Raw genomic sequence first — 16,746 nt, 5'->3', positions numbered from 1 at the left:
GGCGAAAAATCGGGGTGCGGGCTCACGAAGGATGGTGAGGCTCGCCTAACTTATCTAAGGCTTGCCTGCGTGATACCCACCCATGCGGTGATTCAGCTCTCATGGACGCTGTATGGGCACGGCCCGATCACGCTGGCCTAAAACACACCCCAAGAAAAGGTCAAGAAAAGTTCAAGGGCGGGTCGTCCTCATGGCCCGCTCAGTGCTTCAATGCCCGGGTGACCGATTACGACGTGCTGCGCGTCTTCTGTGCTCCGAACGGCGGCTACGGCAACGAACTCGGCGTCGTCCGTGAGGGTTCCGTCATGCCCGGGCGGACCGAACGTCAGGCCTTCGCCGCGAAGCTGGGGTTCAGCGAGACCGTGTTCGTCGACGACCCGGAGCGCGGTGTCGTCGACATCTACACGCCCACGCTGCGGCTGCCCTTCGCCGGGCACCCCTGTGTGGGCGCGGCCTGGCTGCTCGACGTGCCCGAGCTGGTGACGCCCGCCGGGGTCGTCGGGGCCCGGCAGGACGGGGAGTTCTGCTGGATCGAGGCCCGCGCGGAGTGGGCGCCGCCGCGGACATTGCGCCAGTACGCCACCGCCGCCGAGGTCGACGAACTGCCGGTGCCGCCGAAAGGCGAGTGGGTCTACGCCTGGGCCTGGGAGGACGAGCCCGCGGGGCGGGTGCGGGCACGGGGCTTCCCCGGGCGCGACGACGGCATCGACGAGGACGAGGCGACCGGCGCGGCCGCGCTGCTGCTGACCGATCGGCTGGGCAGGGCGCTCAACATCACGCAGGGCGCGGGCTCGCAGATCCTGACCGCCCCGCAGCCGTACGGCTGGGTCGAGATCGGCGGCCGGGTGTATCTGGAGCGCCAGCCCGAGCGGTGACGGCTGCGCGCCGAGCCGGAACTCCTCGCCCAGAACCCGGAAGACCTCGGTGTTCAAAGCGAAGGCCCGCCCGCACTCCGTCACGATGCGCCGCCTGTCCCGGTCGTCCGCGTGGAGGGAGTCCAGGAGCGCGCGGCAACTCCGCTCGAAGGCGGCGGGATGGGGGATCTGCCCGAAGACTCGTTCGGTGGGCTCCCGGCCTCTCGCCGGTAAGGTCCCGCCCCCGGGCGGGGCGGGTTCCCGGCGTGCGCGACTACGGGAGGGTGAGGATCTCCGCGCCCGTCTCCGTGACCGCCAGCGTGTGCTCGAACTGGGCCGTCCGCCGGCGGTCCTTGGTGACGACCGTCCACCCGTCGTCCCACATGTCGTACTCGTGCGTCCCCAGCGTCAGCATCGGCTCGATCGTGAAGGTCATCCCGGGCCGGATGAGCGTCGTCGCGTGCGGGCTGTCGTAGTGCGGGACGATCAGGCCCGAGTGGAACGACGTGTTGATGCCGTGGCCGGTGAAGTCGCGGACCACGCCGTAGCCGAAGCGCTTGGCGTACGACTCGATCACGCGGCCGATGATGTTGATCTGGCGGCCCGGCCTGACCGCCTTGATCGCGCGGTTCAGGGACTCGCGGGTGCGCTCCACCAGCAGGCGGCTCTCCTCGTCGACGTCCCCGACCAGGTACGTCGCGTTGTTGTCGCCGTGGACGCCGCCGATGTACGCCGTCACGTCGAGATTCACGATGTCGCCGTCGCGCAGCACCGTCGAGTCCGGGATGCCGTGGCAGATCACCTCGTTGACCGAGGTGCACAGGGACTTGGGGAAGCCGCGGTAGCCCAGCGTGGAGGGGTAGGCGCCGTGGTCGCACATGTACGTGTGGGCGACCTCGTCCAGCTCGTCGGTGGTGACGCCCGGCGCGATCAGCTTGGCGGCCTCCTCCATCGCCCGCGCGGCGATCCGGCCCGCGATCCGCATCGCCTCGATCGTCTCGGGCGTCTGCACCTCCGGCCCGGTGTACGGGGTCGGCGCGGGCTTTCCGACGTACTCGGGGCGGCGGATGTTTCCGGGCACGGAACGGGTGGGGGACAGGTCCCCTGGTACGAGCAGCGACTGGCCAGACATGCCAGCGAGTCTAACGAGCCGCTGTGGGGGAACATGTGCTTGGCGAGAGGAGCAGGTCATGGCGTTGTTCAAGAAGCGCACGGTCGGCAGGCCGGGCGAATGGTTCTACTGCCTGAAGCACAAGAAGGTCGAGGAGGGGCCGGAGTGCCCCGCCAAGGACCGGTTCGGGCCCTACGCCTCCCGGCAGGAGGCCGAGCACGCGATGGAGACGGCCCGGGAGCGCAACCTCCAGTGGGACAACGACCCGAGGTGGAACGACGCCCCGGCCGGGCGCCCCGACGACGACTGATCGAGGTTCCCGCCAGGGCGCGCGGACGGCAGGCGCCGGGGAGGGCGGGTGCTCGGCGGGTGTTCTTCTACCAGCCGGCCGGCGGCGGCGCCGTCAGATGGTCCGCCAGGCGGGCCAGCCGGTCCCGCAGGCGGCGCCGGCCTCGCGGGGACGGCAGGGCGTTCTCGCCGGCCGCGGCGCCGACCAGATGCTGGACGGTGTCGAGGTCGAGTTCGGAGGGGGAGGGGACCGCCAGGCACTCGTGCGCCATCGCGGTGAGGTCGTTCTCGTCGGGGCCCAGGGCGAGGACCGTCGTGCCGGCCCGGCGGGCGTCGTGGACCCGCTCCAGGAGGAGGGCGTCCGGCCCGCCCGGGGAGACCACGAGCAGGGTCTCGCCGCGCCGGGCCGCGGCCAGCCGGCCCAGGCCGACCGCCAGGTGCGCGGGGTCGGTGGGACGCGCCTCGTGCCGCACCAGGGTCGGGGTCAGCTCCGGGGTTCCCGACCAGGCGGCCTCGTCCACCAGGTGGGCGGCGAGGTGCCAGGGCTCGTACTCCTGGGTGCCGACCAGGAGCAGCCCCCCGCCGTGCGACACCACCGAGCCGCGCAGCGCCCCGGCGAAGCGCCGGGTGGCGCCCAGCCACTCGGTTCCGGCAAGGACCTCGCGCAGCAGCGCGACCCGTACGGCATCCATGCGCACCGATCCTGCACCCATCGCGCACCCGTGACCGGGAGTTCACCCTCAATTCGCCTGCCCGGGGGACAGCGGGCGCATGACCGAAGCCACCGTCCCCTTCCGCGCGGGCCGGGTGGACTCCGCGAGCGACCACGGCCACATCGACATCGTGCTCCGGCGCTCGACCGACGGCGGCCGCACCAGGGGCCCGGTGTGCACCGTCGACGGACTGCCCGCCGCCTACTCCGACCTCGTACGGATCGACGCCTCCACCGTCGGACTCCTCCACGAGACGGGGGACTTCGGGGCGTACGAGCGGATCGTCCTGCGGCGGCTGCCCGTGACGCGCCTCACCCGGGAGCCGGCGAACGGGCTCTGACCGGCGGGGCCGCCCGGGCCGGACGTACAGTCGGCCCATGACCTCTACCGACAGTGCTGCACAGACCCCTGCGAAGGCCCCCGCCAAGGACCCCTGGGACCTCCCCGACGTCTCCGGACTCGTCGTCGGCGTCCTCGGCGGGACCGGGCCGCAGGGCAAGGGACTGGCCTACCGGCTGGCCAGGGCGGGGCAGAAGGTGATCATCGGCTCGCGGGCCGCCGAGCGCGCGCAGGCCGCGGCCGAGGAGCTCGGGCACGGTGTCGAGGGTGCCGACAACGCCGAGTGCGCGCGCCGCAGCGACGTCGTGATCGTGGCCGTGCCGTGGGACGGCCACGGCAAGACGCTCGAGGCGCTGCGCGAGGAGCTGGCCGGCAAGCTGGTCGTCGACTGCGTCAACCCGCTCGGCTTCGACAAGAAGGGCGCGTACGCGATCAAGCCGGAGGAGGGCAGCGCCGCCGAGCAGGCCGCCGCCCTGCTGCCCGACTCGCGGGTCACGGCCGCCTTCCACCACCTGTCGGCCGTGCTGCTCCAGGACCCGGAGATCGCCGAGATCGACACCGATGTGATGGTGCTCGGCGAGGTGCGCGACGACGTCGAGATCGTGCAGGCGCTCGCCGGCCGCATCCCGGGCATGCGCGGCGTCTTCGCCGGCCGGCTGCGCAACGCCCACCAGGTCGAGTCGCTGGTCGCGAACCTGATCTCCGTGAACCGCCGCTACAAGGCGCACGCCGGACTCCGTGTGACGGACGTGTGAGCGCGTGGGGGACACTGGAGCCGTAGCAGTGTCCCCCCGAACAGGCGCGGTGTTCTCCCGAGCCCGCCGACAGGAGCCGAACGACATGCCCCGCCTTGGCGTCTATGCCTTGATCGTCTTCGTCCTCGCCGTGGCCGCGGCCGTGGTCTCCTTCGCGCAGGGCAGCTGGCTGGGGATCGTGTGGATCCTGCTGGCGGGACTGTCCAGCAACATGTGCCTGTACTACGTCAGGCGGTCCCGCGGCGCCTACCAGAAGCGGTAGAGGCTGTAGCCGCTGGAGGTGTCCCAGCCGGCGACGCCGAGCCCGCGCAGGATCGCGTCGACGAGGTCGAAGAACACCGCGTTGATCGACGGCACCCACAGCAGCGCGAACACGAACAGCAGCCCGAACGGCGCGAACGGCTCCACCTGGCGCTTGACGCCGGGGGACAGCCAGGGCTCCAGGATGCCGTAGCCGTCCAGGCCCGGCACCGGCAGGAAGTTCAGGATCGCCGCGGTGACCTGGAGCAGGGCGAGGAAGGCGAGGGCGTAGCGGAAGTCGCTCGGCACACCGTCCAGGGCGTGCAGCCAGAACGGCGCGGTGCACACGGCCGCGAACAGCACGTTCGTCAGCGGGCCCGCGGCGGAGACGAGGCTGTGCCGCCAGCGCCCCCGGATCCGGCCCCGCTCGATGAAGACGGCACCGCCGGGCAGGCCGATGCCGCCCATGATGACGAAGATCACGGGGAGCACGATGCTCAGTACGGCATGGGTATAGGCAAGAGGATTGAGGCTCAGATAGCCCTTCGCGCCGACCGTGATGTCACCGCTGTGCAGGGCGGTGCGCGCGTGCGCGTACTCGTGCAGGCACAGCGAGACGACCCAGGCCGTCGTCACGAACAGGAAGACGGCCAGGCCCGGCTGCTCGGCGAACCCGGTCCAGGTGGCCCATCCCGTCACCGCCATGACGGCCACGATCCCCAGGAAGACGGGACTGACCCTCCGGTCGCTGCGGCTGGTGGTGGCGGTGGTCATGCGGCTCCCTGGACGATACTTTCCCGCGGTGGGACGGCCCGACGGTACCGGGCGCAGGGGGAGAACGTCTCGCGGGGGTGCGGTGGTTCCGTGGAAGGGTGGGCAGCCGGGGTCTCCGCGTCCGCTCCGCGGGGCGGGCACCGCGCGTCGCGGGCCGCGCCGCCGCACCGCCCGCCCGAACCCCGTGACCGGCCCCGACGTCTACGGAGACAATGGACCCCGTGCGCTACCGCATCCTCGGCACCACCCAGGCGCTCCGCCCCGACGGCACACCCGTCCAGGTCGGCGGGGCGCGGCTGCGTGCTCTGCTGACCGTGCTCGCCCTGCGGGCCGGCCGCACCGTGCCGGTCGGCCTGCTGCTCGACGAGGTCTGGGACGGCGACCCGCCCGCCGACGCGCCCGGCGCGCTGCAGGCGCTGGTCGGACGGCTGCGCAGGGCCGTCGGCGCGGACGCCGTCGCCTCCGACGAGGGCGGCTACCGGCTCGCGGCCCGGCCCGACGACGTCGACCTGCATCGCTTCGAGCGGCTGACCGGCGAGGGTATCCGCGCGCTCGCCGACGGCGACCCCGCCAAGGCCGCCGTCGTCCTCGACGACGCCCTCAACCTGTGGCACGGCCCCGCGCTCGCCGACCTGCCCGACCGCACGGCCGAGGCGGCACGCTGGGACACCCGCCGTCTCGACGCGCTGCGGGCCCGCCACGCCGCCGCCCTCGCCCTGGGCCACGGCGAGCAGTCCCTGCCGGAGCTCACCGCCCTGTGCGACACCCACCCCCTCGACGAGCCCCTCCAGGCGCTGCGGCTGCGCGCGCTGCGGGACGCGGGCCGCACGGCTCAGGCACTGGCCGCCTTCGAGGACGTACGGCGGCTGCTGGCGGACCGGCTCGGCTCCGACCCCGGGCCGGAACTGGCCGCCCTGCACGGTGAGTTGCTGGGTGTGAGCGCCACGGCCCCGCCCGTGCGCGGTGAGCGGCGGCCGGCTGCCGCGGCCACCCCGGTGGAGGCCGCGCGCGCCGGCAACCTCCGTGCCCGTCTGACCTCCTTCGTCGGCCGGGAGGCCGACATCGATGCCATCAGGGGCGACCTCGCGGCGGCCCGGCTGGTGACGCTGCTCGGGCCCGGCGGCGCCGGCAAGACGCGGCTGTCGCAGGAGGCCGCCGAGACCGTGTCCGAGGCGGCCCGGGAGGGCGCGTGGCTGGCCGAACTCGCCCCCGTCGACGACCCCGAGGCCGTACCGGAGGCCGTCCTCACCGCCCTGGGCGCCCGCGAGACCGTGCTGTACGGCGCCGGGGCCGAGGCGATGCGGGCCGCCGGCAGCGACCGGCACGACGACCCCCTGGAACGGCTCGCCGAGCACTGCGGCAGGCGCCGCATGCTGATCGTCCTGGACAACTGCGAGCACGTCGTCGACGCCGCCGCCCGGCTGGTGGAGGCGTTGCTGGAGCGCTGCCCCGGGGTGACGGTGCTCGCCACGAGCCGTGAACCCCTCGGCGTGCCGGGGGAGTTGCTGCGCCCCGTGGAACCGCTGCCGGAACCGGTGGCGCTGCGCCTGCTCGCCGACCGCGCCGCCGCCGCCCGGCCGGGCTTCGCCGTCGAGGAGGACCCCGAGGCGTGCGCCGAGATCTGCCGCCGCCTGGACGGCCTGCCGCTCGCCATCGAGCTGGCGGCCGCCCGGCTGCGGCTGCTCACGCCCCGTCAGATCGCCGACCGGCTCGACGACCGCTTCCGCCTCCTCACCTCCGGCAGCCGTACGGTCCTGCCCCGCCAGCAGACCCTGCGCGCGGTCGTCGACTGGTCCTGGGACCTGCTCGACGAGGACGAGCGGGAGGTGCTGCGCCGCTTGTCGGTGTTCGCCGGCGGCTGCGACCTCGCCGCCGCCGAGGCCGTGTGCGGACCCGCGGCACTGGAGGCCCTGGGCTCACTGGTCGACAAGTCCCTCGTCGTGGCCGCCCCTTCGGGCGACGGAGCGATGCGCTACCGGCTCCTGGAGACCGTCGGCGAGTACGCGGCCGAGCGCCTGGCACAGGCGGGCGGACAGGCCGAGGCCGCATTCGCCCACCGCACGTACTACCGCGAACTCGCCCGCCGCACCGACCCGTTGCTGCGCGGTCCCGGCCAGCGCGGGGCCATCGGCCTGCTGGAGCGCGAGTACGAGAACCTGCGCACCGCGCTGCGCCACGCCGTCGCCGGGGGCGACGAGCAGGAGGCGATCTGCCTGGTGCTGTCGCTGGGCTGGTACTGGCAGATGCGCGACCTGCGGATCGAGGCCCGCAACTGGTCCCGTGAGGTCCAGGCCCTCGGCCCCGACCCCTTCACCGAGCCCGTCCGCCCCGCCGTCGCCGTGTGGGAGCGCTGCACGGACACCCCGCCGCCGTGGAGCGGCGAGCTGCTCGTCGAGGCCCGGCGCGGCCTGCACCTCGTCCATCTCGCCTGCATGGACACCGAGCTGGACGTCTGGCAGACCCCGCAGGCGCAGACGAAGCTGCGCATCATCTCCGAGACCTACACCCCGGGGCTGCCGCAGACCTGCCGCAGCCCCGGCTCCCTCTGGATCTTCGCCGTCATGCTCACCGGTGACATGACGAGGCTGCGCGAGCTGATCGAGGCCACCGTCCGCACCTGCCGGGCCACGCCCGGGTACGAGTGGGAGCTCGCCGCCGCTCTGCACATGCGGGCCAACCTGCTCGCCAACCGCAGCGACTGGGCCGGGGACGCGATCCGTGACGCCGACGAGGCGCTGGAGATCTACCGCCGGCTCGGCGACCTGTGGGGCACGGCCGAGGCGCTCTCGGCGCGCGGCGAGGCGAACGAGAAGCGGGGCCGGTGGCAGGCGGCCGCCGCCGACTACGGGTCCGCGATCGAGCACGCCGAGCGCCTCGGCGCCCGCGCCCAGGTCGCCGTGCTCACCGCCCGGCTCGGTGCCGCGCTGCTGGAGGCGGGCGAGACCGAGCGCGGCGAGCTGCTGCTGCTCGACGTGATCGCCCGGCAGGAAGGCGCGGGCAACGAGGCGATGCCCGCCGCCCGGCTGTTCCTGGCCGGCCGCTACGGCATGACCGGCCGGATCCCGCAGGCGCGCGAGCAACTCCGGCTGCTGCGCGAGCAGTTCAAGATCGCGCACTTCGTCGTCTTCGACGCGTTCATCCTCGGCACCGAGGCCTGGCTGGACGGCGCCGACGGCCGCCACGAGGAAGCCCTGGACAAGGTCCGCCAGGCCCTGGCGCGGGCCGGCGACCCGCTCTCCGAGGCGATCGCCCCGTCCATGCGCTCCACCTACCTGACGATCGCGGCGATCGCCCTCGCCGGTCTGGACGGCGGCGGCCGCGCCCCCGACGCCGCCCGCTGCCTCGGCGCCGCGGCGCGGTTCCTGCCGCCCGGCCACGTCCCCTCGTACCTGGAGCGCGAGGCACGCGAAAGGGCCGAGGCGGCCACCCGCGCCGCCCTGGACGAGGCGGCGTACGCGGCCGCCTACGCGGAGGGCGGCGGCCTCTCCACGGAGGAGGCCACCGCCCTGGTCTGAGCCCCGGTCCCCGTCCCGGTCCGTGGCGGGAGGGTGAACGTCAGTTCTTGGTGCGGAACTTGTGGATGGCGTACGGCGCGGCCACCGCGGTGATCGCCACCGACCAGCCCAGCGTCACCCACAGGTCGTGCGCCACCGGGCCGCCCACCATCAGCCCGCGCGCCGCGTCGGCGAGCGTGGACAGCGGGTTGTAGTCGGTGAAGGTCTGCAGCCAGCCCGGCATCGAATTCGTCGGCGCGAAGATCGACGAGCCGAACTGCAGCGGGAACAGCACCAAAAAGCCCATCGCCTGCACGGATTGCGCGTTCTTCAGGACCACGCCCAGGGTCAGGAACACCCACATGATCGAGGAGGCGAACACCGCGGACAGGCCCACGGCCGCGAACAGACCGCTCCAGTGGTCGATGTCGAACCCGACCAGCACGGCCACGATCATCAGTACGGTGGTGGCGAACAGCATCCGCACCAGCTCGACCGAGATCTTCGCGAAGAGCACCGAGCCGCGGCCGATCGGCAGCGACCGGAAGCGGTCCATGACGCCGGAGTTGAAGTCCTGGCTGAAGCCGGTGCCGACGCCCTGGGACAGCGTCATGCTCATCATCGCGATCATGCCCGGGATGACGTACTGGACGTAGCCGTCCTGACCGCCGCCCAGAGCCTGCCCGATCGAGCCGCCGAAGACGTACACGAACAGCAGGGTGAAGACGACCGGCATCAGCAGGGCGTCGAACATCGACTCGGGGTCCTGCTTGATCCACAGCAGGTTGCGGCGGACCAGGGCGCCGGTGTGGCGCAGGTGGCCGCGCAGGGAGATACGGGCGTCGGCAACGGCGGCCGGGGCGGTGGCGGTTGCGGAACTCATACGGCGACCTCCTCGCGGGTCTCGGTGGGAACGGCGTCCTGCGGGGCACTGGCGCGGTGGCCGGTGAGGGACAGGAACACCTCGTCCAGGCTGGGCAGTTCGGTGGTGATGGAGCTGAGCGTGATGCCGCGCGCCATGACCACGCCGACCACGGCGGTCAGCTGCTCGTCGCTGAGGACCGGGACCAGCACGGTGCCGCTGTCGGCGTCGACGGTCGTGGTGGCGAGGCCGGTGATGCCGAGCTGGTCGAGGGCGCCGGCGAGCGGCTCCAGCTGCAGCGGGTCGGCGGGCCGCACCCGCAGCGTGCGTCCGCCCACCTTGGCCTTCAGCGCGTCGATGGCGCCGCCCGCGATGACCTTCCCGCGGTCCACGACGGTCAGTTCGGAGGCGAGCTGCTCGGCCTCCTCCATGTACTGGGTGGTCAGCAGGACGGTCACGCCCTCGCCGACCATGGTCTTGACCTCGTCCCACACCTCGTTGCGGGTGCGCGGGTCGAGCCCGGTGGTGGGCTCGTCGAGGAACAGCACCTCGGGGCGCCCGATCATCGAGGCGGCGAGGTCGAGCCGGCGCCGCATACCGCCCGAGTAGGTGCTCGCGGGCCGCTTGGCGGCGTCCGTGAGCGAGAAGCGCTCCAGCAGCTCGTCGGCACGGGTGCGGGCGTCCTTGCGCGGCAGGTCGAGCAGCCGCCCGATCATGTAGAGGTTCTCCCAGCCCGGGAGCTTCTCGTCCACCGAGGCGTACTGCCCGGTGAGTCCTATCACCCGGCGCAGCTGCCGCGGCTGGCGCAGGACGTCGTACCCGGCGACCGTGGCCTCGCCCGAGGTCGGGCTCAGCAGGGTGGACAGAATCCGCACGAGGGTGGTCTTGCCGGCCCCGTTCGGCCCGAGCACACCCATCACGGTGCCCTCGCGCACGTCCAGGTCGACGCCGTCCAGCGCCTTGGTCTCGCCGTAGTGCTTGACCATCCCCCGCACGGTGACGGCCATGCCGCCGCCACTGGCGTTGTTGTCGATTCGCGTCATGACCAGAACGGTGCCAGGCCCCACCGACAAACGACCGACAGGCCACCGACACGCATCCGGCGCGCGCCGACAGCCCGCCGACGGACACACCCTGCGGACATGGAGGCAGCCCGCCGACGGGGGACGATCGGCGGGCTGCCTTGGTGCCGCAGTGGCTCAGTGGACGGAGTTCTCCTCGGCCGGGAAGGTCCTGCCGACGACGTCCTCGGCGTACGCCTTCACCGCCTGGCCCATGACCTCACGCAGGTCCGCGTACTTCTTGACGAACTTCGGCACCCGCCCCGGGGTCAGGCCGAGCATGTCGGTCCACACGAGGACCTGTGCGTCGGTCTCGGGGCCGGCGCCGATGCCGACCGTCGGGATGTGCAGCACCCGTGTCACCTCGGCCGCCAGCTCCGCCGGGACCAGCTCCAGCACGACCGCGAACGCGCCCGCGTCCTGCACGGCCTTCGCGTCGCGCAGCAGCTGCTGGGCGGCCTCCTCGCCGCGGCCCTGGACGCGGTAGCCCATGGCGTTGACGGACTGCGGGGTCAGCCCGATGTGGGCCATGACCGGGATGCCGGACTCGACGAGGAGGCGGATCTGCTCGTGCGAGCGCTCGCCGCCCTCCAGCTTGACCGCGCCGACCCCGGCCTCCTTGACCAGCCGGGTCGCCGAGCGCAGCGCCTGCACCGGGCCCTCCTGGTAGGAGCCGAACGGCAGGTCGCCGACGATCAGGGCGCGCTGCGTGCCGCGCACCACCGCGGCCGACAGCATGGTCATCTGGTCCATGGTGACGGGCACGGTCGTCTCGTACCCGAGGTGGCAGTTGCCCGCCGAGTCGCCCACCAGGAGCACCGGGATGCCGGCCTCGTCGAAGACGGACGCGGTCATCGCGTCGTAGGCGGTGAGCATGGGCCACTTCTCGCCGCGCTCCTTGGCGAGGGCGATGTCGCGCACGGTGATGCGGCGCGTGCTCTTGCCCCCGTACAGCGCCTTGCTGCCGTCGGAGGGCTTGTTCTGCGCAGGCTGGGCAGCCGAGAGCTGCGTCATGACTACGGCTCCTTCAGTCATCTCGAGGCGCCCTGACGGCGTCCCCGGATCACGTCCATGGTGGCACCTCGTGCCGACCCGAGCCAAGAGGACCTACGTCACGCGTACGGCGCACGACGCACGGGCCCGTGCAAGGGCTGAGTAAAATAATTTCGATACGGTACGGTCTCGTATTCTAATTATCTAGGCTGGTGCCCATGACCACTCCACCTGCCACCGCCGGCCGGATCCCCGAAGAGGTGCACCGGCGTCGCTGGGCGATCCTCGGCGTGCTGATGCTGAGCCTGCTCATCGTGGTGCTCGACAACTCGATCCTGAACGTCGCGATCAAGACCATCTCCACCCCGGCTCCGACCGGCCTCGGTGCCACGCAGAGCCAGCTGGAGTGGGCGATCAACGCCTATACGCTCGTCTTCGCGGGCCTGCTGTTCACCTCGGGCCTCATCGGCGACCGGGTGGGCCGCAAGAAGGTGCTGCTCGGCGGCCTCCTCGTGTTCGGCGTCGGCTCCGCGCTGGCCGCCGAGTCCGGCTCGCCGGGCCAGCTCATCGCCTTCCGCGCGCTGATGGCGCTCGGTGCCGCCTTCGTCATGCCGGCCACCCTCGCCGTCCTCATGAACGTCTTCGAGCGCGACGAGCAGCCCAAGGCCATCGGCATCTGGGCCGGCGGTGTCGGCCTCGCGATCGCCATCGGCCCGATCACCGGCGGCCTGCTCCTCGACCACTTCTGGTGGGGCTCCGTCTTCCTGATCAACGTGCCGATCGTGCTCCTCGCGCTCGCGCTGATGATCTGGCTGGTGCCGGACTCCCGCGACCCCAGGCCCGGCCGGGTCGACCCGATCGGCGTGGTCCTGTCCGTCGTCGGCCTCGTCCTGCTCGTCTACGGCATCATCAAGGGCGGTCAGCTCGCGGACTTCACGGACGCGACCGTGCTGTCGACCATCGGCGCCGGCGTCCTGGTGCTCGCCCTGTTCGTGGTCTTCGAGAAGCGCAGCAACCACCCGTCCCTGGACGTCACGTACTTCAAGAACAAGGTGTTCTCGGCCGCCATGGCCGCCATAGCGCTGGTCTTCTTCGCACTGATGGGCGTGACCTTCTTCTCCGTCTTCTACACCCAGAGCGTGCGCGGCTACTCGCCGCTGCAGTCCGGTCTGCTGATGCTGCCGCTGGCCGCCGCACAGATGATCTTCGCGCCGCGGGCCCGGCTGGTCGTCGACCGGTTCGGCAACAAGGCCACCACCGGGGGCGGTCTGCTGCTGCTCGCCGGCATGCTCGCCGCCTTCGCGGGCTTCGAGGCGGACACCCCGATCTGGGTCCTGGAAGTCGTCTTCTTCCTCATGGGTGCCGGCATGGCCCACGTCATGACCCCGACCAGCGTGGTCATCATGCAGGCGCTGCCGCGCGAGAAGGCCGGCTCCGCCTCCGCGCTGAGCAACACCTTCCGCCAGGTCGGCGGCGCGCTCGGCATCGCCGTGCTGGGCTCGGTGCTGTCCACGGCGTACCGCACCGGCATCGAGGACAAGCTGGGCCTGCTCCCGAAGGGGCTCAGGGAGACCGCCGGGGAGTCCATCGAGGCCACGCTCGGCGTCGCCGCGAAACTCGGCCCGCGGGGCAACGGCCTCATCACCCCGGCCAACGACGCCTTCCTGCACGCCATGCACGTCACCGCCCTGTGCGGCGCGGGCGTCGCGCTGCTGGGCGCGCTCGTGGCCTTCCTCTTCCTGCCCGGCAAGCCGGCCGCCCCTCAGCAGGGCGAGGAGCGACAGGAGTTGGTGGCAGCGGCGGAATGACCGCTTCCGGGCTGCTCGGAGGTGCCGTGCACACGGGAGAATCGGACCAGCAGACCGAAGGGACGCAGTGACGTGAGCCTCGCCGACAGTCAGGCCGATCCCGGGGTGCCCACCAGGGGCCGCCCCCGCAGCGAGGCCGTCGAGCGCGCCATCGTCGAAGGCGTGATGAAGCTCCTGGAGGACGGCGTGCCGCTGGCCGAGCTCTCCATCGAGCGCATCGCCCGCACCGCGGGCGTCGGCAAGGCCACCATCTACCGCCGGTGGAACGGCAAGGAGGAGCTGTTCGTCGACGTCATCCGCGCCGCCGAGCCGCCCGACCCCGAACTGCCCGGCACCACGATGCGCGACGACCTGGTGGCGATGCTGGAACAGCTGCGCCGGCGCGGGGTGATGACCCGGTCGTCGGCGCTGCTGCACAACGTCTTCGCCCAGATGAAGAGCAGCCCGCGGATCTGGCGGGCGTACCAGGCCGCCGTCGTCGAACCGCGCCGCCGGCTCCAGGTCGAGGTGCTGCGGCGCGGGCAGGCCGACGGGGAGATCCGGGCCGACGTCGACGTCGAGTTGCTCAACGACATGGTCGTCGGCCCGATGCTGCTGCGCAGCGTCATGCGCCCGGACGCGGACCTGCCCGAGGGACTTTCCGAGCAGATCGTCGACACCCTGCTCGAAGGGCTCCGGCCCCAGCACTAGCGACCGGCGCGACGGGTCCCGGCCGGCCGGTATGTGCGCGTTCGGTCACAGAGCACGCTTTGCGTCCGCGTATGCGGAACTCACCGCCCCGACTTCTTCGTCCCACTGCCCGTACGGCCGTCACGGGACGGCGAGATCGGGGCCGAACATCCCCTAGGGTCGTGGACACGGGGGACGGACGGTGGGCATGGCAGGCAGTGAGGCGACGCGGTATGGCGCAGCAGGCGTACATGACGGAGACCGACAACGGCGGCTCGGGGCCCGAGCGCCGGGGGGACCGCTTCCGCCGCCTGCTGAACCGCCTGCTCTCCGGCTGGCGGGGCGATCCGAGAATCTGGCGCCGCGGCATCGTGACGGCCGCGGTCGCCGTGCTCCTCGCGCTCGTGATGCTCCTTCATGCGCGGATCCCCAACCGGATCGGGAACCTGGGCAGTCTCACCGAGACCTTCCTGCCCTGGCTCGGCCTGCTGGTCCCGGTCCTGCTGCTGATCGCGCTGGTGCGCAGGTCGGCCACCGCGCTGATCGCGCTGGTGGTGCCGGTGGCCGTGTGGCTGAACCTCTTCGGCAGCCTGCTCACCGACAAGACCGGCGGCGGCGGTGACCTCACCGTCGCCACGCACAACGTCAACGCCGACAACCCCGACCCCTCGGGCACGGCCCGCGACGTGGCCGCCTCCGGGGCGGACGTGGTGGCCCTGGAGGAGCTGAAGGCGTCGGTGGTCCCGGTCTACGAGCGGGCGCTGGCCCCGACGTACAAGTACCACTCGGTGCAGGGCACCGTCGGGCTGTGGAGCAAGTACCCGATGACCGGCGTCAAGGCCGTCGACATCCAGCTGGGCTGGACCCGGGCCATGCGTGCCACGGTCGCCACCCCCGAGGGACAGGTCGCCTTCTACGTCGCCCATCTCCCCTCCGTCCGGGTCAAGTTGGAGGCCGGGTTCACCGCCCGTCAGCGTGACACGAGTGCCGACGCGCTGGGCGAGGCCATCGCGGCCGAGCCGCTGAAGCGCAAGGTGCTGCTCGGCGACCTCAACGGCACCATGAACGACCGCTCCCTCAACGGCGTGACCGCGCAGATGCGTTCCACGCAGGGCGCGGCGGGCAGCGGCTTCGGCTTCAGCTGGCCGGCCTCGTTCCCGATGGCGCGGATCGACCAGATCCTGGTCCAGGGCGTCGAGCCGGTGAGCTCGTGGACGCTGCCCGCGACCGGGAGCGACCACCTTCCGATCGCGGCTCGTGTGAACCTGGACACCAGCTCGTAACCGCTGGGAATGCTGAGCCTGGCAGAGTTTGTTCCGCAACTGAACTTAGACGGCGGAACACCCGCACCTCTGCTCCTCGAAAGGAACAGGCTCCTCCATGCCTCTGGCCCTGCTCGCTCTGGCCGTCGGCGCCTTCGGTATCGGCACGACCGAGTTCGTGATGATGGGACTGCTGCCCGACGTCGCGGACGACCTGCACATCTCGATCCCCGCCGCGGGACACCTGGTCTCGGCGTACGCGCTGGGCGTCGTCATCGGCGCCCCGCTGCTGGCCGCGGTGACCGCCCGGATGTCCCGCCGCCGCGTCCTCATCGGCCTGATGGCGCTGTTCGTGGTGGGCAACACCCTGTCCGCCTTCGCCCCCGGCCCCGACTCGCTCCTGGCCGCCCGCTTCCTGAGCGGGCTGCCGCACGGCGCCTTCTTCGGCGTGGGCGCCGTCGTCGCGACGGCCATGGTGGCGCCGGAGCGCAAGGCACGCTCCGTGTCGCTGATGTTCCTCGGGCTCACCGTCGCCAACATCGCCGGCGTCCCCGTGGCCACGCTCATCGGCCAGCACCTGGGCTGGCGGGCCACCTTCCTCGGTGTCGGCGCGATCGGTCTCGCGGCCATCGCCGCCCTCGCGCTGCTGATCCCGCACGACCACCCGCACGCCCCCGTCGCGGGCCTGCGCGGTGAGCTGGCCGCGCTGCGCTCCCTGCCCGTCTGGCTGGCCCTGGGCACCACGGTCGCCGGGTTCGGCGCGCTGTTCGCCGCCTACAGCTACATCACGCCGATGCTCACGGACGCCGCCGGCTACGCGGAGACCAGCGTGACGCTGCTGCTCGCCCTGTTCGGCGTCGGCGCGACGGTCGGCAATCTGGCGGGCGGCCGCCTCGCCGACCACTCCCTGCGCGGCACGCTCTTCGGCGGCCTGCTCGCCCTGGCCGCCGTACTCGCCCTGTTCCCGCTGCTGATGTCGGCGCGGTGGACCGCCGCCCTGGCGGTCGTCCTGCTGGGCGCGGCCGCCTTCGTCACCGGCTCGCCCCTCCAGCTGATGGTCATGGAGAAGGCCGCGGCGGCCCCGTCCCTGGCGTCCTCCGCCAACCAGGCCGCCTTCAACCTGGCCAACGCCGGCGGCGCCTGGATCGGCGGCCTGGCCCTGGCGGCCGGCCTCGGCGTCACGTCCCCGGCGCTGACGGGCGCGGCGCTGGCCGTGCTGGGGCTGGGGGTCGCCGGGGTCGCGTATGCGGTGGACCGGAGGCGTGCGGTGCCGCGGCTCGGACGCGAGCGCGTGGTGGCTTCGCACGTGCCGCAAGCGGAGGCGTCGTACCGCTGACGCGCACGGCCCGCGCGCCGGGCCGGGCCATCGCGGTCCGTCCGGCGTGCGAGGACGAGGCGCCCTTCGCGCCGACGGGGGTGGGGGGGGGGGGGGGGGCCCCCCCCCCCCCCCCCGCCCGGGGGGGGGGGGGGGGGGGCGCGCCCCCCCCCCGCCCCCCCCGCCCCCCCCCCCCCCCCGGCGCGCC

At 72.6% G+C, this 16,746-nt stretch carries 15 protein-coding genes and 2 pseudogenes; 10 read left to right on the top strand and 7 right to left on the bottom strand.

Features of this window, described 5'->3' with window-relative positions; translation table 11 throughout:
- Positions 1-218: 218 nt before the first annotated feature.
- Positions 219-875 (top strand): PhzF family phenazine biosynthesis protein, encoded by a 657-nt coding sequence (locus tag ACIRPX_RS13380; RefSeq protein ID WP_404192672.1) that lies wholly within the window; start codon positions 219-221, stop codon positions 873-875.
- Between the two features lie 48 nt (positions 876-923).
- Here the strand turns inward: ACIRPX_RS13380 and ACIRPX_RS13375 are convergent.
- Together ACIRPX_RS13375 and map are read right to left on the bottom strand one after the other, a co-directional pair.
- Positions 924-1,043, bottom strand: a pseudogene (locus tag ACIRPX_RS13375) (biliverdin-producing heme oxygenase); the annotation flags it as partial.
- Positions 1,044-1,128: 85 nt separating this feature from the next.
- A complete protein-coding gene (gene map, locus ACIRPX_RS13370) occupies positions 1,129-1,986 on the bottom strand; it encodes a type I methionyl aminopeptidase (protein WP_404192670.1) in 858 nt (285 codons plus the stop codon).
- 58 nt (positions 1,987-2,044) lie between these two features.
- Between map and ACIRPX_RS13365 the strand changes: the two genes are divergently transcribed.
- Entirely contained in the window at positions 2,045-2,275 is a 231-nt protein-coding gene (locus ACIRPX_RS13365) for a hypothetical protein (RefSeq protein ID WP_404192668.1), read from the top strand.
- Between the two features lie 67 nt (positions 2,276-2,342).
- Here the strand turns inward: ACIRPX_RS13365 and ACIRPX_RS13360 are convergent, their stop codons facing one another.
- Positions 2,343-2,945, bottom strand: coding sequence for a hypothetical protein (locus ACIRPX_RS13360; RefSeq protein ID WP_404192666.1), 603 nt, complete (start codon positions 2,943-2,945; stop codon positions 2,343-2,345).
- A gap of 154 nt (positions 2,946-3,099) precedes the next feature.
- Between ACIRPX_RS13360 and ACIRPX_RS13355 the strand changes: the two are divergent.
- The 3 genes and pseudogenes from ACIRPX_RS13355 to ACIRPX_RS13345 form a co-directional block, all read left to right on the top strand.
- Positions 3,100-3,306 (top strand): annotated as a pseudogene (locus ACIRPX_RS13355) (hypothetical protein); the annotation flags it as partial.
- A gap of 37 nt (positions 3,307-3,343) precedes the next feature.
- Complete coding sequence (npdG, locus tag ACIRPX_RS13350; RefSeq protein WP_404192663.1) at positions 3,344-4,060, top strand: NADPH-dependent F420 reductase; 717 nt, start codon at positions 3,344-3,346, stop codon at positions 4,058-4,060.
- 85 nt (positions 4,061-4,145) lie between these two features.
- Entirely contained in the window at positions 4,146-4,322 is a 177-nt protein-coding gene (locus tag ACIRPX_RS13345; RefSeq protein ID WP_384248726.1) for a hypothetical protein, read from the top strand.
- On the opposite strand, the gene ACIRPX_RS13340 is transcribed toward ACIRPX_RS13345, so the two are convergent.
- Complete coding sequence (locus ACIRPX_RS13340; protein ID WP_404192660.1) at positions 4,307-5,074, bottom strand: site-2 protease family protein; 768 nt, start codon at positions 5,072-5,074, stop codon at positions 4,307-4,309. The genes ACIRPX_RS13345 and ACIRPX_RS13340 overlap by 16 nt on opposite strands.
- A 212-nt stretch (positions 5,075-5,286) precedes the next feature.
- Here ACIRPX_RS13340 and ACIRPX_RS13335 point away from each other — a divergent pair, with 212 nt between their 5' ends.
- On the top strand, positions 5,287-8,589 hold the full coding sequence (locus ACIRPX_RS13335) for a BTAD domain-containing putative transcriptional regulator (protein WP_404192657.1): 3,303 nt from the start codon (positions 5,287-5,289) through the stop codon (positions 8,587-8,589).
- A gap of 40 nt (positions 8,590-8,629) precedes the next feature.
- Here ACIRPX_RS13335 and ACIRPX_RS13330 read toward each other — a convergent pair whose 3' ends face one another.
- From ACIRPX_RS13330 to panB, 3 genes are all read right to left on the bottom strand, one after another.
- On the bottom strand, positions 8,630-9,451 hold the full coding sequence (locus tag ACIRPX_RS13330) for an ABC transporter permease (RefSeq protein WP_404192654.1): 822 nt from the start codon (positions 9,449-9,451) through the stop codon (positions 8,630-8,632).
- Positions 9,448-10,473 (bottom strand): ATP-binding cassette domain-containing protein, encoded by a 1,026-nt coding sequence (locus tag ACIRPX_RS13325; RefSeq protein WP_404192652.1) that lies wholly within the window; start codon positions 10,471-10,473, stop codon positions 9,448-9,450. Before ACIRPX_RS13325 ends, ACIRPX_RS13330 begins: the two co-directional genes overlap by 4 nt.
- 156 nt (positions 10,474-10,629) lie before the next feature.
- On the bottom strand, positions 10,630-11,505 hold the full coding sequence (panB, locus tag ACIRPX_RS13320; protein ID WP_404192649.1) for a 3-methyl-2-oxobutanoate hydroxymethyltransferase: 876 nt from the start codon (positions 11,503-11,505) through the stop codon (positions 10,630-10,632).
- Between the two features lie 197 nt (positions 11,506-11,702).
- Here panB and ACIRPX_RS13315 point away from each other — a divergent pair, with 197 nt between their 5' ends.
- The 4 genes from ACIRPX_RS13315 to ACIRPX_RS13300 all read left to right on the top strand — a co-directional run bounded on the left by ACIRPX_RS13315 (position 11,703) and on the right by ACIRPX_RS13300 (position 16,559).
- Positions 11,703-13,292 carry an MFS transporter gene (locus ACIRPX_RS13315; RefSeq protein WP_404192646.1) on the top strand — a complete coding sequence of 530 codons (1,590 nt, stop codon included), beginning with the start codon at positions 11,703-11,705 and terminating at the stop codon, positions 13,290-13,292.
- A 72-nt stretch (positions 13,293-13,364) separates the two neighbouring features.
- The gene (locus ACIRPX_RS13310) at positions 13,365-13,982 is read left to right on the top strand and encodes a TetR/AcrR family transcriptional regulator (protein ID WP_404192643.1); all 618 of its coding nucleotides are present in this window, start codon (positions 13,365-13,367) and stop codon (positions 13,980-13,982) included.
- Between the two features lie 212 nt (positions 13,983-14,194).
- The gene (locus tag ACIRPX_RS13305) at positions 14,195-15,244 is read left to right on the top strand and encodes an endonuclease/exonuclease/phosphatase family protein (protein WP_404192640.1); all 1,050 of its coding nucleotides are present in this window, start codon (positions 14,195-14,197) and stop codon (positions 15,242-15,244) included.
- A gap of 97 nt (positions 15,245-15,341) precedes the next feature.
- Positions 15,342-16,559 carry an MFS transporter gene (locus tag ACIRPX_RS13300; RefSeq protein WP_404192638.1) on the top strand — a complete coding sequence of 406 codons (1,218 nt, stop codon included), beginning with the start codon at positions 15,342-15,344 and terminating at the stop codon, positions 16,557-16,559.
- Positions 16,560-16,746 lie beyond the last annotated feature (187 nt).

This window comes from Streptomyces sp. NPDC101225 (assembly GCF_044767585.1).
GTDB lineage: Bacteria > Actinomycetota > Actinomycetes > Streptomycetales > Streptomycetaceae > Streptomyces.
Note: the sequence above shows the minus strand (reverse complement) of the source record. Positions and strands in the feature narration are given on the sequence as shown.

Excerpts from the sequence above, each read along its gene's own strand:
- map (WP_404192670.1), bottom strand. The coding sequence starts at position 1,986 with ATGTCTGGCCAGTCGCTGCTCGTACCAGGGGACCTGTCCCCCACCCGT.
- ACIRPX_RS13365 (WP_404192668.1), top strand. The coding sequence starts at position 2,045 with ATGGCGTTGTTCAAGAAGCGCACGGTCGGCAGGCCGGGCGAATGGTTC.
- ACIRPX_RS13360 (WP_404192666.1), bottom strand. The coding sequence starts at position 2,945 with ATGGATGCCGTACGGGTCGCGCTGCTGCGCGAGGTCCTTGCCGGAACC.
- npdG (WP_404192663.1), top strand. The coding sequence starts at position 3,344 with ATGACCTCTACCGACAGTGCTGCACAGACCCCTGCGAAGGCCCCCGCC.
- ACIRPX_RS13345 (WP_384248726.1), top strand. The coding sequence starts at position 4,146 with ATGCCCCGCCTTGGCGTCTATGCCTTGATCGTCTTCGTCCTCGCCGTG.
- ACIRPX_RS13340 (WP_404192660.1), bottom strand. The coding sequence starts at position 5,074 with ATGACCACCGCCACCACCAGCCGCAGCGACCGGAGGGTCAGTCCCGTC.
- ACIRPX_RS13335 (WP_404192657.1), top strand. The coding sequence starts at position 5,287 with ATGGACCCCGTGCGCTACCGCATCCTCGGCACCACCCAGGCGCTCCGC.
- ACIRPX_RS13330 (WP_404192654.1), bottom strand. The coding sequence starts at position 9,451 with ATGAGTTCCGCAACCGCCACCGCCCCGGCCGCCGTTGCCGACGCCCGT.
- ACIRPX_RS13325 (WP_404192652.1), bottom strand. The coding sequence starts at position 10,473 with ATGACGCGAATCGACAACAACGCCAGTGGCGGCGGCATGGCCGTCACC.
- panB (WP_404192649.1), bottom strand. The coding sequence starts at position 11,505 with ATGACGCAGCTCTCGGCTGCCCAGCCTGCGCAGAACAAGCCCTCCGAC.
- ACIRPX_RS13315 (WP_404192646.1), top strand. The coding sequence starts at position 11,703 with ATGACCACTCCACCTGCCACCGCCGGCCGGATCCCCGAAGAGGTGCAC.
- ACIRPX_RS13305 (WP_404192640.1), top strand. The coding sequence starts at position 14,195 with ATGGCGCAGCAGGCGTACATGACGGAGACCGACAACGGCGGCTCGGGG.
- ACIRPX_RS13300 (WP_404192638.1), top strand. The coding sequence starts at position 15,342 with ATGCCTCTGGCCCTGCTCGCTCTGGCCGTCGGCGCCTTCGGTATCGGC.